This is a genomic window from Bacillus sp. 9.4, from assembly GCF_055486415.1.
This window is the reverse complement of sequence record NZ_JBVFMU010000001.1, coordinates 187,626-202,552: the sequence shown is the minus strand read 5'-3', so window position 1 is coordinate 202,552 and position 14,927 is coordinate 187,626. Positions and strand designations below refer to the sequence as shown.

Genomic DNA, 14,927 nt, shown 5'->3' with positions numbered 1-14,927 from the left:
AATAAAATGACTAACAATAAATATTATACCGAGGAAAATAAAAAGAAAGTCTGGAAAAAGCATATGATTGTTTTGAAATTCTTAGAGCAACCAGGAATATCAGAAGCATATCTTAATTACTTGCAGGAAGAAATTCATAATGATGAATGGATAGGGTTTGAAAATGAATTTTTTGAGGAACTGACTGGCAAACCTGTTATAAATGTAAGCGACAAAATTCAGGCGACAAAACAATATTCAGCTGTTCATTGAGAAACTAATTTTATACTTAAAGTAGGTGCTTTATTGAATATATCTATTTTGATTAAGTTGCTAGAAGTTTATGACTTAATGAAGCAAATAGAAATCTGCAATGCAAATATTATGCTGCTAAGAAGCTCTAATCAAGACACTGACTGGTTAAATTTGTGGTATGATTTAGATAATTATTTAATGGATAAAATTAAATGAGGTGGAAACCTTGGAAATGAAAAAGCAAACACCATCTGTAAGGGATTACTCCATTTTTAATGACATAAATAGATGGTTTGATGAATTAGATTTGAGAAATAGGGACGACAAATCACTGTACATTGAAAAGTCTAATACTAGAACCACCTATGAAAGACATATTAGAAAATTCTTTAATTATCAAGTTGGTAAGGGTATTGAATATTTAACTGAAGAAGATGTAATAATTAAAAAGAATGATTTACTGGATTATAGGACTTATTTGGCTAAAAATAAAAACAATACAAATGCAACGATTAATAATAAAATTGCAGCACTGAAAAGTTTAATTAAATTCTTGGAGTCAGAACACGACTGTGACTCAAGCGTTTTTAATTTTAGACCATTGCCGACAGAGAAGAATCCAGCTGGTTCATTTGAGGGGATTCCTGAAGCTGAAGAGTTTGCGGAAGCTGCATTTATCCATGAGAGACAAAATAGGTTAATGAAAAAGCTCTTTATTTTATTCAGTGTACGCACAGGCGCAAGAAAGTCAGAAGTCTTACGAGTAAAATGGGAAGACATAACATATTCATCAAAGCACGATTGTTACTTGGTCAATTTCAAGAAGACAAAACAGAAGAAAGCGAGACCAGTAGGTATTTCTAACTCCTTTTATGAGGAGTTGTTAACACTTAAGAATGAGTATGGTGACCATGAGCTGATCTTTCATAAATTAACTGTAGACTCAATTAATGATATGTGGCACAGAGTTTGTAAAGTGCTAAATATTCCACAGGAAAGAAATCTTAGGCCACACAGTTTACGAAATACAGCCACTAATTTTTCTTACAATGTAAGCGGAGACATTAAAAAGGTGGCAGCATTTTCAGGACATAAAAACATCAATGTGCTAAATGACCATTATCTAAATAAGGAAAGAGATTATTCTCAAGATCCTGGTGTTTTAATTGATCAAGATATAGATATTGATTTCCTGGATTCTGTTACATTAGACCAGTTTAGGCAGTTCTTTTTAGATTGTGACGTTTCCACTCGTAAAAAGCTCAAAAAATTTTTAGAATTAAAATAAAAGTGATATAAATAATCATATAAATGCTTTACTTGTATGTTAATGTAATGATAAATTTAATATGATTATGTGTGAGGTGATACTGTGGTTCAGGATCTGTTGACAACAGATAAGCTTTTAAAGCTTAAAAATAAAATAGAAGAAGTTGCATCTGATATTAAACATGATTCCAGAAAAGTAAGGGAATTAAAAGCAATCATGGGAGCGCAGTATAAAACGCTGCCTGGTTATGTACAAGAAATTTTGAATAACAATGATAATAATATTCAACGCTTAAATGAAAAGGAAGTTTATATTTTCTCTAAAGAACTACACAAACTTACTGGTGTAGCTGCTTTAGACCCTTTGAGTTATTTTCCACCAAGGCTGGCTAAGGAGTTAGAGGGCGGAAGAATTTTTGCCGGTGAAGAGGTTCTAACACTTCCTTATACATTTAAAAACGTAATAAAAATAAATGAAGATAACTATGTGACTTCAATTACTGCGAAAGAATTAAGTGAGCTATATAATAGCTCAATACTACAATACAACTATAATACTCAACGGGAAGGCAGATTCATTAAGGGAAGTTTAATACCTGTGCCAAAGACTAATCCTAAATCAGTTGAAGAGATTAAAGAACTTTTTAAAAAGGGCGACTTAATCGTGTCTATGTTTACATTTAATGCACGGTTTGGCACATCAGATGAGGATGAAGAAATTGAGTACAATCCAAGCGACCTAAGCTTAACTGTTACTAAGGGTACATTAGTTGATGTTCTAGATGGTTACCATAGAATATCTGGAGTTGTTAAAGCTATTACTGAAGCTCCTGAATTAGATCAAACCTTTATTTTAAATATCTTAAATTATACTGAAGAAAAAGCAAAACGTCATTTTGCCCAAATGAATACTATAAATCCTGTTGAGAAATCAAGGATTGAAGAACTTGGTCAAAAACGCTATTCTTCCACTATTGTTGAGCAACTTAAATATAATAGTGAACTCAAAGATAAAATTAGTGTACAAAGTGAAATTGGGATGAGTAGTCCATTCTTGGTTACTTATTATACACTTTCTGAAGCAATTGACGATGCTTTTGAAATCAATTCACGGAGAGACGCTATTCAATTGTCCAAGTATTTAAGGGACTTCTTTGCTGAGCTTTTTTATGCTTTTCCAGATGATTTCCTTGAAGATGATCTTAGCGAGTCAAGAAACAGATCATACATTAACTATAATGCTGTATTTTATGGATACATTTATTTGGCCAAAAAAATGCAAGAGAATGGCACACCACTAGCTAAACTAGCAACGATACTACAGCAGGTTGATTTTGATAAAGGTAAGACATTCAAGGAGTTAAGCAGCAGAAATTATGAAGAACAATTAAATGCTGCAATGAAGAAAAAACTGAAAAAAGTTTTCTATGATGAAATTGATGTTCGTTAGGCTAAAGGAGAAATAGATATGAGTGAACTATACAATGCTGAAATTAAAGAAAAGTTCTTAGAAAGATATGAAAGTGAAGCAACAAAAGAGCTTTACCGATTAAAACTCAGAGATTTTTCTTTTACAGAAAGGATTTTGGAAAAAGACATATTTAATTTTTCTCTAGAGGAACTACGCACTTTATTTTTTGACTTAGATAGCAAGTCACTTGAATCATTAAGGGGTGCACGTGCTGTTATTGGTCAATACACTACATGGGCAATGGAACATGGCCTAGCAAATAGTAACATCAATAAAGTATACGAAATAAAGGACGAGGATTTAAAACAGTTTATAGATAAGAACAAAAAGACATTGTTTACGAATAAGGAAGTAGAGGAATACGTTAGCTATTTATTCAATAACCAGGATAAAGCAATGGTTCAAGCTGTATATGAGGGCATAGACGGATATCAGCATTCTGAGTTAATTAACTTAACAATAAATGATTTACTTAATGACAATAAGGTAAGACTTCAAGATGATAAACATGGCGAACGAATAATTGAAGTCAGCGAAAAATGTCATGAGCTGCTTAGGTTAGCATATGAGCAAAACACTTACCATTTAAATAATGGATCAGCATCAGGTAAACTGAGGTTTGCTAATTTAGTACGAAATGAACACATTTTTAGATTGAAATATAAAAGTCCAGATCAAAGTATGCAAGCGGATAAGTTCTTGGTACACAGGTCTTTTAAAACGTTTCAGAAGATACTGGAAGAGCCTTATTTTACTCCGAAGAACTTAGCTAATTCGGGAAAGTTGAATATGGCATATAAGATATATAAGGAAAAGAAAGAACTAACTGTACCAGATTATAAAAAAATAACTGCTCAATATGGATTTTTGAATGAGAATGCAAAGTTCGCTTCACAATCATTAAGAAAAGTTGTCAACATGGAGAACATAGAAAAGTATTGCATTCAATCAGAAAAGATTGCTGATTAATTAATCCCTTGATAGGGATTAATCTTACATAACAAAAAGAGTAAAAATAAAATAACTAACATAAATATGAGCTAAATCGTGACATTTAAATATTAGATGGTAGGATTTTGTTCGTATTTTCAGAATTCGACAAAAGTAGACAAAGACAACAGGGGTAATTTGTGGTAAAATCAGACTATACCCTAAAAAGGGTACAGGGAGGTTCGCTAGGGCGAAATTCCTAGCGATTTTCAATGTTTGATTTTCCATTCATAGAGGTCTTCGAGGGTACAATTTAGCGCTACAGCTATAAGTTTGGCTGTTCGAATGTTCATAGAAGGTCTAACGCCATTAGCGTAATCACTTAACCTTTGGGTACTGATACCGGTGATACGCGAAAGTTGACCCAATGAAAGCCCTCTTTTTTGAAGGAGATCTGGAATCAAACATTGTCCGAATTCCACTTCTAGCATCGGACAACCTCCTGATTTTATGTATGCTCCTTATCTTACTATATCAATTCTTACCTGATTTTTAAATGATCAAAAAAGAATTGCAGACTAATAGGCAAAAGGGTATAATTAATTTAATCAAAAGAGAACGTATGTTTGGTCAATTACTACCAGAGAGAGGGAAATTAATGAAGGAGTTCATTGTACAAGGGGATTTTAGTATTTCTTATCATGGACGAATCAAAGCAGAGAATGAAGAACAAGCTATGAAATTAGTTATTGCTGTATTAACAAAAAAACTGAGAAATAAAAGCGGGAAAATTGGATTTTTAGAGAGAGGGAAATCAAATTACAATCATTTATTTGATGTTGATATAAATTCAACTGAAGATGCCGAAATAAGCGCTTCTTATGTTGAAGAGATCGATGAAATGTTTGATGAAGCACTCGAAGAATACAAGAACTCAGAATTGTTTACAGCAAAGTGAAATTCACACATCTTGTCAGTCATCATGAGAGATAAAAAATTGATGGCTTTATAGTCAGACTGGAGTTTAAAAATGAAACTGGACATTGAAATTGACATGAGAGATAACTTAGCATTAATTATCTTTAACGTTGGATCTGATAACATATCAAGTGGAGAATATTACATAGAAATTGACTTTCAGAATAAAGGCAATAAGTTAACGTTGAGGATTGACAGGGCTGCTTTATTGGATCTTAGAGATAAAATTAATGAAACTCTGTGGAAATTGGACGATGCTAAAACAGTATTAAACAGTGGCTTTACTATGTAAGTAAAGCTTATTTTTAAACAAATAAAGAATAAAAATAAAATTACTATTTACAAATGATCCCATGAACTGTATAATTCAAAGCATAAAGATACTAAAGAAAGGAGATGTCGCTTTTATTTGATTAATGATCCGCAGAATAAAGAAATAAAAAACATGGTCATGAAAAAGTTTTTAAAGGTTTTTGCTTCATGCAACAGAGCTTTACATAACTTGAATAAGGAAGAAATAAGGAAGACTATTGGTGATTTGGACTTTGTTAAGGACAACCTCGAAGAAATACAGTTTATTTTAAAGGATATTGTTTTTACATATGAAGAGAAAAAGAATAAAACAATTAAGAATCAAAATAAAATGTAAGTTTTATCGAGATTCAAATTGGAGGGGGATATCACTTGGAATTATCATTAGATGAATTGAAGCTCTATCTTAAACCATTAGTGTTTTTCGGTGAGTTAAAACTTGAAATCAGTGATTATGAAGAAGGTAAGAAAATTGAAGTGCTGGATCATGATGAAGGGTCTTTAATTAATTTAGAAGGCCAAACGATTAACGAAAATTATGTGTGTACTACATGTAATTGTACTTTATACACCGATGAAAATAATGAAGTAAGTTTCATAGAGCATCCGTATGGTGCAATCACAGCTGTAAATAAAGATCAAGTGATTCATTTAACTAAGCTAATTGGAGCAATCATAAATACGGATGAGGAGGATCCAGTTGAATGAACACAGCATACAGAGTTTGGGACGGCGAGAAGATGCATTATTGGGATGATGGTGAGCTGAGTCTTATTATCTCAGGTGGAGAATGGGGGTTATATCGCAATGTCGTAGGAGCTCTTTATCCTATCCGTATTGCGGCTAGTACTCAAAAAAATGCGGCTCTCATGTGGGGGACAGGGTTGAAGGATAAGAACGAAAAAATGATTTATGAAAAAGATATTGATATGACAGACAGTGAACCCATGATCGTTGCTCGAGCAAGTGGTAAATTCGGTCTTAAATATCCTGCCGATTGTGATTACCATATTGATGATTGTATAGATTGGAATGAATGCGACATCGGTGGAGACGTTTATCAAAATCCTGAGTTATTGGAGGGCGCGGAGTGATGAATGCAAAGGATAAAGAAATGTTCGCATCGATAAAAGAGAAGCAAAAAGAATTAGCAAAGGAATGGGATAAATTTTGTGAAGAACCGGGATACAGAATGCCAGACGAAATTCAGGCAGATATTATCGAAAGGATGTTTTTGATTCATTTTGTTGAGAAGTATTTAGAAGCCAAAGAGAATACTGAAATAAGGCGTATTGAATATAAGTTTTGGTACGAAGTTGAGTTCGGTTGGAAGCATTTCAGTTTCGGCGCCAATGATGATAAAACTGCATTGGAATACGCGGAGGAATACGCAAATAATAACAACCTCATAAATTATAAAGTGGAAAAAATAACGAATGAGAGATTGTTTTGGACTGAGGAGGGTGTGAAGTGAATCCTGAAGAAAGTAACGAATTGAAGTTCCGAATGATTACGCCAGAGGGTAAGGAATTTCCGGTTAACTCTTCACCCATTGAAAATTGGGATAATGATATTTGGAAAGCGTTTGATGACCAGAAACAGGTTTTCGACGCAGAGATTAAAAAGGCATTTGAACACTGTAACGTACCACTGGAAGAAGCAATTGGACGGGCTGAATTAGCCATAGATAAGGACGACAACACTGTTCTGACAATAGACAAACGACCGGTTTTAATCTCATATAAACCTGAATTTTTATATTCGCAAGGAAAAGCAGTACAAAGATTCAAACGACTTTATGAGGAGGACGCGGAATGAAGGAATTTCATTTGCACAAATATCCCGTGACATCAGTTGAAGGGAATGAGTATGCCGTTAGCATTTATAACGATAGACACTCAAAAGGTTTTGTCAAAGTATCTTTATATAAAAAGGTACGCGGTTTTTTCAGGAAAGAAAAATTCAAGTGCCTTACAAGAGAAGGAGACTTCGCTCCGAGTTATTTCGAAGAAAAGTGGGATTACGATTACATACAGATGGCAATCAATGAAGTCATTATCTATGAAAACTCCATAAAGGAGAAAATTAATCACGAAAATAAACAAAAGGCTGCAATAGAGAAATTTGAAGCGTGGAATGGTCAGGAGGTGTAACTGTTATTGGAGGTTAATGTGAAAACAAACCAAAGAGAAAAATTCATCCGAAATGGTATCCCATATGATGAACTTGATACACAAATGATTAATTTAATTGATATTTTAAATTTCAAGATTGGATTGAAAACACGTCATTGTTGTTTTGGGCATAAGCCATACGAAGAAATTCAAGTGATGTTTGAAGAAGAAGTGAATTTAAAAGAAGATCAAATTCTGGAATTAGCAGAATTAGCAGGAAGAGAATGGAAAGGTCTTCAGTTAAGCTTTAGCAAATGGGCGAGGTTTTCCCCGTTGATGTTTAATTGGTCATTGGTGCTATCGAAAAGTTTCAGAAATCCGGAAGATCCAAATAAATACCGTTACCTAAGATCAGTTGAAGAATTCTTTGAAAGCTATGCTACAAAGAACTGATTAAAAGATGCATTTTAAAGTGAATTAGATGAAGTAAAGGAGATGAACCGATGGAAGCGTTACAACCAAATCAATATTTTGAAATGATTAAATCAAAGAAAAATAAGGTTACAGACAAAGAACTTCAAAGATATTACGACAATTGCTTGGTGTTACTCAATAAGTATAAGCAAACCAATCAAATTAAAGCTGCAAAGAAACTGATATTCCATTTAGAATCAATTGAAAAAGAACGGGAGATTGTAAAGCTTGGTATTGATACGTTTGTTTATCGGGATGACATTGAAGAATACATAGATAACATTGCAAAAGATACAGTCAAAATTATTGAGCTTGAAAATTACGAACGTGAAATCCCTGATGAGGTAATCATTAAATACAACAAAGTGAAAGACAAATTGGATCGGTTTTATGTGGTGTTTACAGATTATACGGGGAAGGTTGAAAGGCAGATCGAAAAAGAGCGGAGAGATAAGGATCCAATTTTATTCGGCACTTTTCAAGATGAGTCGAGCGGTACTTTGATTGAACGTTTTTATTTCATAGGCGACTGGGAAGATGAGTATTGTGATCTCACTTTAGATAAGATGATTTCCGAAGTACAGGAAGTAAAAGAATCAAATATTGCAATGACCATCAATACACCCCAAGATATTGAGCAATTGAAGAAGCAGTTAAATAGCATGGACAAGATAGCAAATGGGTTTAGGATGAATAATCCCGGATTTGCAGGGGTTAACAAAAAGAAAAATTGGTTTGAAAAACTGTTTAAAAGGACGAAGTGATGAAAAGAACAGTTGATCTTACTGAAAATAGAGAGTTCATGAAGATTGGAAATAGCCGAAGAAAGTCATTATTGCAAAGGTACTTAAAGAAGCGAATATACCCATGGAGCATAGAAGCAGAAGTAAGACAGAGCGACCTTTATAGTAACGGCTTATTATTAACAGGAAACGGATCTGAAAGGGTAAGACAAAAGGAGTCAGCAGCCTTTGAAAAGACGTGTCATTGTTGTGGTAAGTGGGAGTCATTCCATATGACGATAACTAAATCAACTCTGTGTAATAGTTGCGAAGAAATGCTTGATCACAGTATTGAGGGTAACGTCCCTTGGAGAAAGCGGTTTGGATAGAATTCCTCTGGAAAATAAGGAGATGTATATGCAGTATAGATTAATTGACAGAGTACTTGTTAGTAGATTCGGGGAAGTAAGAAAAGAGAAAGATATTCCTCTTAAGCACTTATCATTGGCCACAGGTATACCTGAAAAAAAGTTATTATTGTGGATGTTTGGAACTCGAACTAATAAATGTAGGCCTATGGAAATACACGAAGCGAAGTTGTTAAGTAAAGAATTGGGTGTGAATCCAGAAGATCTTTTTTATGAAAAGCTTACTTATAGGAAGGAAATTTCTGAAGAAGATCTGGGGTTTTATATTGGAACACATATAAATCAAAATAAACTTATTACAAATACATTTAATAATTTCATACATCAAATGAATGCTCCAATTAATCAAACGGGCGTTCAGAACAGTTATAGAGACAATGATTTAATAGTTGAGCTCATAAAATTAATCAGAAATGAAATATGGAACTTAAAATTATCATTTGAACAATGGGAACTCATAACAAACTCAGTTAATGAAATTGAAAACGAACTTAGAAATGAACATCCTAAAGAAAAAATAATCACAAAATGTGTAGAAAAATTAAAAGGGATATTCATGGGTGTGTCTACAACTGTTATCGGCGGCCAAATTAATGTACTTATTGCAACATTATTAGATAAGGGAAATTAAATAAAAGTAAAATTTTAAAGAGAAAGGAAGAGGAGAAATGATTAAAGGGATGGTTAAACATGAGCTACTTAAAACAAGTGATGGTGTTTTAAGGTTGGCTGAGGATACACTGTGTGGCGGTTTTTCTCTTGGTATTAGAACGCCTGAAGGAGCTGACTGGAGATATATTAGTGATGAACTCGGACAGTTGTTAATTAAGGAGCTTTCTGACAATCAGATAGGAGGCCTCAATAATGAAAAATAAAGTACTGGTTGTTGATTTAAAGGAAATGATTGAAAATAACATTTCACAAAGGGGAACAGATGGCACTAGATATTACCGGATCAGCAGGGATCGATTAGAAGAGATTATTGCAGCATTAGAAAACTAAATAAAATTGAAGTTTTAAATGAAATACAGGAGGCGATCGGTGATTGCTGAAAAATCTAATGCCTCAGTAAAGGTGTATCTAGAGGATGATATAGGAAGGTTATATCAAGATCACCTTCGATTGGTAACGGGGCAAAACCTAAATAGTAATTTGATAGAGAATAAATCATCTGTAATAAGTGCAAAAGAGATTGAGGACTGTATACAGCTACTACATAAGGATTATCATAACCTAGGGATTAGAATATTTGTGTTTCAAAATAAACTTCAAGCAGTGCTTAATTTTTTGAATCCCCTTGGAGCACCTTGTTGCTTAAAAACCATAAGAAGCATCATTAGAAAACAACTGGTTGGTTTAAATGGGTTTGGGATTATTCACATTTATCCATTCAATTATCCAAAAGATTTAACTTGCTACAAGCAGACTATAAAGCTCTTTATTCTCGAAACGCTGTACCATGAACTTAGACACGCTTACCAAGATGAGTTTATGACTTGGATTAAAGATTCGAATTATGTAGATGGAGGTCAACCTGGCTATTTTACACAGAAAAGCGAACGAGATGCTAGACACTTTGCGACTAGAATGATGAATAAGTTTCATGATGACATTAATGATATTCTAGGAATAAAGTTTAATTGGGAATCTTGCTGGGGAAGGTTAGATATTTATGAATAAAATTGAAAAAGGAGCTGTTATGAAGTGAAGGATATCCGAGTGATATATGATAGAAACAAAACTTTGGAAGCAGTCGTAGTCCAGTTTGGAGACTATATCTGTGAGCTAACGGATTCGCAAGTGATTGATGAAGAAAATAAAGAATTCGATGTACTTAATGATGAATATCAAGGAACTTGGAAATATGAAAATGGACAACACTGCGAAGTCGAAATTTATGATGGGGTAGACAAGTGGGTTTGTCAAGCATTCTTACACTGAATAAAAAGACTGTTTTATATAGAAAGGGGATGAACTACTTAATGGATGGAAATCTTGCTATGGCTGATTACATAGTTTGGGAAACCGAGCTAGGAAATAACATTGGAATGGATATTGTTACATATATGGAGCAGCATGGTGTGTCTAGGGGCGAAGCCGAAAAGGCTATTCTACCTTTGTATGAAGAAGAATTAAAAGCGTTGGAAAATAAATCACACTAAAAGGATTATTTTAAACAGAACGGAGGGCAAAAGAGATAGGGTACATCAAATACATAATTGAAACCGTCTGGTTTAACTTAGTTTGGTTTAAATGGCACCTTGGAGCGGACATAAGCATATTTGACAGCTGCGGATGGAATACATATAGACGAATTAAGGATAAAAATAAAATAAGTGGAGGTTATTCAATTGATAAAGACAAATCTGCATAGCAACCACGTTGATGAGATTATTGGAGAATATTACGCTGCTAAAGGATATTCAGTCCAGAGCATTGAACGCCAGGAAAATGGACAACTGATTGTTGTTACGGAACGAGCAGTAGAGGAGAAGGAACCGGCAAAAGTTGATATCGCATTTGATTTTGTACATAGAAGGCCACATAAGAAGAAGTATTTAGCTTAAAAAGGCAAAGAGGGATTAACACTCTTTACCGTTAGGTTTCTTTTTTAGACGATCACAGATAAATTTCATAATACTGATAGCTATTGCTATAGATCCAATTATTAGTGTGATTTGAAGGATGAATATTACTCCGAAATTTATATCCACATTGTCAAATAGGTCATTAGAAAAGGAAAGCAGCTTGTGAATACTCAAAGCAAGTACGAAAAAGGAGAGGCATATTACGACAAGGGATGCTTTGGAATAATCTTTAGCATGGTCAAAATTATAAATTGCTATAGATACAAATAATAAACCCGTAGCGATCTTGTGGGATAGCGAATCATTCGCCGAAAATGATTGCACTACTATGCTTAAGAAAAATCCAGTAATACCGATTGTTTTACTCAAGGAATCACCTACTCTTATGTAAGTTAAGTATGAGTTTACCAATTAAAGGGGATTTTCTCAAGATGATACACATTAAAGTTAAATTAAAATCGTGATTTTAACCAGATAGGAGGAAACGAATGAATCAAGACATTCAGTTTTTAAAAGAACTTCAGCAAGAGTTGAAAAATCAAGACAGCGACGGCCAAGCTGCACCGCGTTTCTGGACAGTTGGTGACTATGAGTGGGTGGAAGCTCGGGAAGAAAATGCAGAACGGTATTCTGTATACCTGCCATATATTGCAGAAGCATATGTTTTAGATGATTATTTAGAAGATTTAAAAGAAGATAGTGAGCTGTCTAAGGAAGCCTTAACAGAGTTGCAAGAAATCGAGGACGACTATGACGATGCTATTGAGTGGATTCAAAAATACATTGATGAAGAAGCAGAATTAATTCCAGAAAGAAAGGTTCACATTATACAACCAAATACAATGTTTTTGACCAAAACAGAAGCAAAGAGCCACATCAATTTGAACAAGCACCATTACACGTCTGAAGCACATACATACGCTATGACAGCTTGGAGAGCACCAAAAGTTGAGCGGCTGCTTAACATACTTGAAACGTTTGATTGGGATTCAATTAAAGACAATCAATTAAAGAAACTCAATACACTCTACAAGGAGAAAGTAAAATGAACACTTATGTAGTCGATGACAGCAAGTATAAATGTATTTATGCGGGGACTGAGAAAGCAGCTGCTTTTAATAATGAATTTGAAAACGGAACAAGAGTAAGGGTTTGGTTTGAAGGTTATCACATAAAAACGTTTGAGAAAGAACGAAGAGAAGTCTGTGGAGTAGGAGAATGGATCCTTAAGTATGATGCTGCTACTGAATTGCAAAAGGAAGTAAGTCGTTTGGAAAAGACATATTTCAAGAAGAAAGAATTGTTAGACACTATTAGACAAGCTGATGAAATCTAAATAAAAGATAGTTTTTAACTAAACATATAAGGATGGATCGTTATCAGTAATAGTACACGCATCGATAACGATCGCAGAGGGGGATGTTAATCTCTATAGCGGCGTCTTTCCTCAAAGTCATCGAGATACTCATTCTGCTTTGACTTGGACTTGAAGACAAACCAAATTACAGTAGCTAGTGAATAATCCATGACTTTATCAAAAGTCCAATTCGCAAAAAAATCTAGAAGAAATTCCATTAGATTCCACCTCCAAGAATATGTGGCATCTGTCTTTTGTGATGCCTCTACAATATAAAGAGTGAAATGCAATGTGAAAATCTAAAAAGAATTGAAAAAAAAATATAAAAATAATAAGAGAGGATGGAAATATGACAAAAACTAATGAGAAGATTCATGTGCTTGCCGACGAAAAATTAGGAGGCATTAAACGCGAATTCATGGAGATCGATCGGAAGGCGGAGGTTGGCGAGAAGGTCGTAATTGTGGAGAAGGTTGATTGCGATGATTGGTACGAGAATGGCGCTATTTTTACAGTTGATCGTGACCGCCCGGGAAAGGCGCACGTAGAAAGTGACGAAGATAGATGTGGCGGTAACCTTAACGGATTTATCCTTCGCGAAGAATACCGTGTACTCGAACCGACCAACATCGTTCACATTGACGGTCAGCGCTACGAAATGGTCGGTCGTAATGCAAAAGTAGGCGAGAAAATCATTTCGATTACTAAGAGTGATATTTACAGTAAAGGGGAAATTGGAACTGTTGGGTATCAAAGTCCACCTCGCTATATTTATGTGCGATTTGAAACGAGGGCAGCCGCATGGCGTGTCCCACATGAAGATTACCGCGTTCTTGTTCCATTAGATAAATGTGAGAAGACATTCGAAAATAAAAATAGTGGATACAAAGAAATAAAAAACCTCATACATAATGACTTAGGTATCACAAAGCAAGATATACAAGAAATGATTAGTGTTGTGGTTTCTAATGAAGTTCAGAAGATGTCTGAGTCAGGAAAGCTGGATAGTATTGCGGGAGCAAAGATTGATTCACTTATTGAAGAAGGTTTTAAAGATAGAGGTCGGTTGCTTTATGGATTTAAAGAAAGGGTTTCCCAAACAGTTTCCGATGAGGTGGGTAAACGTATTGCAAATAACCTCAACATAAGTGTGGAGCTGAACAGTCAATAAAATCTTCATTTTATTTTAAATTTGATAAAAAAGATAAGAAGTTGACAATATCCAGTATCGCCCTAAACTGTTTTATATTTCAAAAGATTCATGTAACATAAAGAATGTTAATGGAAATTGAATAGGGGTGAAGACATGTTATCCAATAACTGGTTATATGTTAAAAATCCGTATCTTGATCATTTGATTTTTGGAAGTGACTATGAAGAGATTATAAATTTTTTTGAAAAAATAACATCATGGGTCAATACCAACTTAGTCAATGAGCAGGAGTCCAAATTTTTATTAACTAAGATGGTTAATGAGGTATTCAATATAAAAACAGAGGTATCTTTCAACTATAGACTTAAGGTTATTGAGAAAATAATCAGAAAGCCAGCCTATTCTTTAATTGAGAAAACTATGAAAGCAGAAATAATGCGTATTTATCGGGAAACTCAAGCAAAGCTCCAAAGTGAAAATGATTCACAAACATTGTTGCTCTATAGGGGATTAACTCGTAATGAACTAGACAGTTATTATAAAAATTCATCTTTATTAAAAACGAATACTTTAGTTTCTTTTACAACAGATGAAAACAGGTATCAACGAGAAGTTCAAGTTGCAGTCGAAGTTCCAATTGAAAATGTATTGTTTTATCGAGATCTGTGCCCTTTTAATGAACAGGGTTATGGTATGTGTTGGTTAGGGCTACATATTGAAGAGGAAGTCATCGTAATAAATCCGAATCAGCATTTCAAAATTAAAGACGTAAAAATAAACCATCGCTTCAGAAGAATGAGAGAAGCCGAAGAAAAATACCTTTGATTAGGGATATTTTATATAGGAAGTGGGCGATCTAGTTATGGCAAGAAACAAGGATGGGTTTTACTTATAGAA

At 34.1% G+C, this 14,927-nt stretch carries 27 protein-coding genes and 1 pseudogene; 25 read left to right on the top strand and 3 right to left on the bottom strand.

The annotated features are described in order from the left end of the window. Positions 1-6 precede the first annotated feature (6 nt). From ACZ07B_RS01320 to ACZ07B_RS01305, 4 genes are all read left to right on the top strand, one after another. Positions 7-252, top strand: coding sequence for a hypothetical protein (locus tag ACZ07B_RS01320; RefSeq protein WP_166851851.1), 246 nt, complete (start codon positions 7-9; stop codon positions 250-252). 214 nt (positions 253-466) lie between these two features. Continuing rightward, a complete protein-coding gene (locus ACZ07B_RS01315) occupies positions 467-1,522 on the top strand; it encodes a tyrosine-type recombinase/integrase (protein ID WP_464876815.1) in 1,056 nt (351 codons plus the stop codon). Positions 1,523-1,606: 84 nt separating this feature from the next. Then, entirely contained in the window at positions 1,607-2,953 is a 1,347-nt protein-coding gene (locus tag ACZ07B_RS01310; RefSeq protein WP_166851857.1) for a DNA sulfur modification protein DndB, read from the top strand. An 18-nt stretch (positions 2,954-2,971) separates the two neighbouring features. Beyond that, positions 2,972-3,943, top strand: coding sequence for a phage lytic cycle repressor MrpR family protein (locus tag ACZ07B_RS01305; RefSeq protein ID WP_166851859.1), 972 nt, complete (start codon positions 2,972-2,974; stop codon positions 3,941-3,943). A 230-nt stretch (positions 3,944-4,173) separates the two neighbouring features. Here the strand turns inward: ACZ07B_RS01305 and ACZ07B_RS01300 are convergent, their stop codons facing one another. Beyond that, positions 4,174-4,395: a helix-turn-helix domain-containing protein gene (locus ACZ07B_RS01300; protein WP_041338568.1), complete on the bottom strand. Its 222-nt coding sequence runs from the start codon at positions 4,393-4,395 to the stop codon at positions 4,174-4,176. Positions 4,396-4,562: 167 nt separating this feature from the next. Between ACZ07B_RS01300 and ACZ07B_RS01295 the strand changes: the two genes are divergently transcribed. From ACZ07B_RS01295 to ACZ07B_RS01215, 17 genes are all read left to right on the top strand, one after another. After that, the gene (locus ACZ07B_RS01295; protein ID WP_464876814.1) at positions 4,563-4,862 is read left to right on the top strand and encodes a hypothetical protein; all 300 of its coding nucleotides are present in this window, start codon (positions 4,563-4,565) and stop codon (positions 4,860-4,862) included. Between the two features lie 72 nt (positions 4,863-4,934). Then, on the top strand, positions 4,935-5,174 hold the full coding sequence (locus ACZ07B_RS01290; RefSeq protein WP_464876813.1) for a hypothetical protein: 240 nt from the start codon (positions 4,935-4,937) through the stop codon (positions 5,172-5,174). 117 nt (positions 5,175-5,291) lie between these two features. Beyond that, complete coding sequence (locus ACZ07B_RS01285; RefSeq protein ID WP_464876812.1) at positions 5,292-5,531, top strand: hypothetical protein; 240 nt, start codon at positions 5,292-5,294, stop codon at positions 5,529-5,531. Positions 5,532-5,566: 35 nt separating this feature from the next. After that, positions 5,567-5,902 (top strand): hypothetical protein, encoded by a 336-nt coding sequence (locus ACZ07B_RS01280; RefSeq protein WP_464876811.1) that lies wholly within the window; start codon positions 5,567-5,569, stop codon positions 5,900-5,902. Continuing rightward, positions 5,899-6,288: a YopX family protein gene (locus ACZ07B_RS01275; RefSeq protein ID WP_464876810.1), complete on the top strand. Its 390-nt coding sequence runs from the start codon at positions 5,899-5,901 to the stop codon at positions 6,286-6,288. The genes ACZ07B_RS01280 and ACZ07B_RS01275 overlap by 4 nt, the downstream gene beginning before the upstream one ends. Next, a complete protein-coding gene (locus ACZ07B_RS01270) occupies positions 6,285-6,668 on the top strand; it encodes a hypothetical protein (RefSeq protein ID WP_142374233.1) in 384 nt (127 codons plus the stop codon). The genes ACZ07B_RS01275 and ACZ07B_RS01270 overlap by 4 nt, the downstream gene beginning before the upstream one ends. Before the next feature lie 32 nt (positions 6,669-6,700). After that, positions 6,701-7,012 carry a hypothetical protein gene (locus ACZ07B_RS01265; RefSeq protein WP_050496380.1) on the top strand — a complete coding sequence of 104 codons (312 nt, stop codon included), beginning with the start codon at positions 6,701-6,703 and terminating at the stop codon, positions 7,010-7,012. Then, positions 7,009-7,347, top strand: coding sequence for a hypothetical protein (locus tag ACZ07B_RS01260; RefSeq protein WP_017697051.1), 339 nt, complete (start codon positions 7,009-7,011; stop codon positions 7,345-7,347). Before ACZ07B_RS01265 ends, ACZ07B_RS01260 begins: the two co-directional genes overlap by 4 nt. Before the next feature lie 6 nt (positions 7,348-7,353). Beyond that, on the top strand, positions 7,354-7,761 hold the full coding sequence (locus ACZ07B_RS01255) for a hypothetical protein (protein ID WP_464876809.1): 408 nt from the start codon (positions 7,354-7,356) through the stop codon (positions 7,759-7,761). 50 nt (positions 7,762-7,811) lie between these two features. After that, a complete protein-coding gene (locus ACZ07B_RS01250) occupies positions 7,812-8,546 on the top strand; it encodes a hypothetical protein (RefSeq protein WP_464876808.1) in 735 nt (244 codons plus the stop codon). Positions 8,547-8,885: 339 nt separating this feature from the next. Then, positions 8,886-9,563 (top strand): hypothetical protein, encoded by a 678-nt coding sequence (locus ACZ07B_RS01245; RefSeq protein ID WP_464876807.1) that lies wholly within the window; start codon positions 8,886-8,888, stop codon positions 9,561-9,563. 37 nt (positions 9,564-9,600) lie between these two features. Beyond that, on the top strand, positions 9,601-9,807 hold the full coding sequence (locus tag ACZ07B_RS01240) for a hypothetical protein (protein ID WP_217002416.1): 207 nt from the start codon (positions 9,601-9,603) through the stop codon (positions 9,805-9,807). After that, a complete protein-coding gene (locus tag ACZ07B_RS01235; protein ID WP_225516802.1) occupies positions 9,797-9,934 on the top strand; it encodes a hypothetical protein in 138 nt (45 codons plus the stop codon). Before ACZ07B_RS01240 ends, ACZ07B_RS01235 begins: the two co-directional genes overlap by 11 nt. 39 nt (positions 9,935-9,973) lie before the next feature. Then, positions 9,974-10,612 (top strand): hypothetical protein, encoded by a 639-nt coding sequence (locus tag ACZ07B_RS01230; RefSeq protein WP_268388450.1) that lies wholly within the window; start codon positions 9,974-9,976, stop codon positions 10,610-10,612. Between the two features lie 24 nt (positions 10,613-10,636). After that, positions 10,637-10,873 carry a hypothetical protein gene (locus ACZ07B_RS01225; RefSeq protein ID WP_464876806.1) on the top strand — a complete coding sequence of 79 codons (237 nt, stop codon included), beginning with the start codon at positions 10,637-10,639 and terminating at the stop codon, positions 10,871-10,873. 41 nt (positions 10,874-10,914) lie between these two features. Beyond that, positions 10,915-11,094 carry a hypothetical protein gene (locus tag ACZ07B_RS01220; protein WP_242304318.1) on the top strand — a complete coding sequence of 60 codons (180 nt, stop codon included), beginning with the start codon at positions 10,915-10,917 and terminating at the stop codon, positions 11,092-11,094. A gap of 189 nt (positions 11,095-11,283) precedes the next feature. Continuing rightward, positions 11,284-11,499 (top strand): hypothetical protein, encoded by a 216-nt coding sequence (locus ACZ07B_RS01215; RefSeq protein WP_464876805.1) that lies wholly within the window; start codon positions 11,284-11,286, stop codon positions 11,497-11,499. 15 nt (positions 11,500-11,514) lie between these two features. Here the strand turns inward: ACZ07B_RS01215 and ACZ07B_RS01210 are convergent, their stop codons facing one another. Then, on the bottom strand, positions 11,515-11,889 hold the full coding sequence (locus ACZ07B_RS01210) for a YoqO family protein (protein ID WP_464876804.1): 375 nt from the start codon (positions 11,887-11,889) through the stop codon (positions 11,515-11,517). A gap of 119 nt (positions 11,890-12,008) precedes the next feature. Here ACZ07B_RS01210 and ACZ07B_RS01205 point away from each other — a divergent pair, with 119 nt between their 5' ends. Together ACZ07B_RS01205 and ACZ07B_RS01200 are read left to right on the top strand one after the other, a co-directional pair. Beyond that, complete coding sequence (locus ACZ07B_RS01205; RefSeq protein ID WP_464876803.1) at positions 12,009-12,569, top strand: hypothetical protein; 561 nt, start codon at positions 12,009-12,011, stop codon at positions 12,567-12,569. Then, positions 12,566-12,856, top strand: coding sequence for a hypothetical protein (locus tag ACZ07B_RS01200; RefSeq protein WP_464876802.1), 291 nt, complete (start codon positions 12,566-12,568; stop codon positions 12,854-12,856). Before ACZ07B_RS01205 ends, ACZ07B_RS01200 begins: the two co-directional genes overlap by 4 nt. Positions 12,857-12,870: 14 nt before the next feature. On the opposite strand, the pseudogene ACZ07B_RS01195 reads toward ACZ07B_RS01200, so the two are convergent. Further along, positions 12,871-13,095: pseudogene (locus ACZ07B_RS01195) on the bottom strand (hypothetical protein). A 131-nt stretch (positions 13,096-13,226) separates the two neighbouring features. Here ACZ07B_RS01195 and ACZ07B_RS01190 point away from each other — a divergent pair. Both ACZ07B_RS01190 and ACZ07B_RS01185 read left to right on the top strand, forming a co-directional pair. Further along, positions 13,227-14,048 (top strand): hypothetical protein, encoded by an 822-nt coding sequence (locus ACZ07B_RS01190; protein ID WP_464876801.1) that lies wholly within the window; start codon positions 13,227-13,229, stop codon positions 14,046-14,048. 135 nt (positions 14,049-14,183) lie between these two features. Next, the gene (locus tag ACZ07B_RS01185) at positions 14,184-14,855 is read left to right on the top strand and encodes a hypothetical protein (RefSeq protein WP_464876800.1); all 672 of its coding nucleotides are present in this window, start codon (positions 14,184-14,186) and stop codon (positions 14,853-14,855) included. The last annotated feature ends 72 nt before the right edge of the window (positions 14,856-14,927 follow it).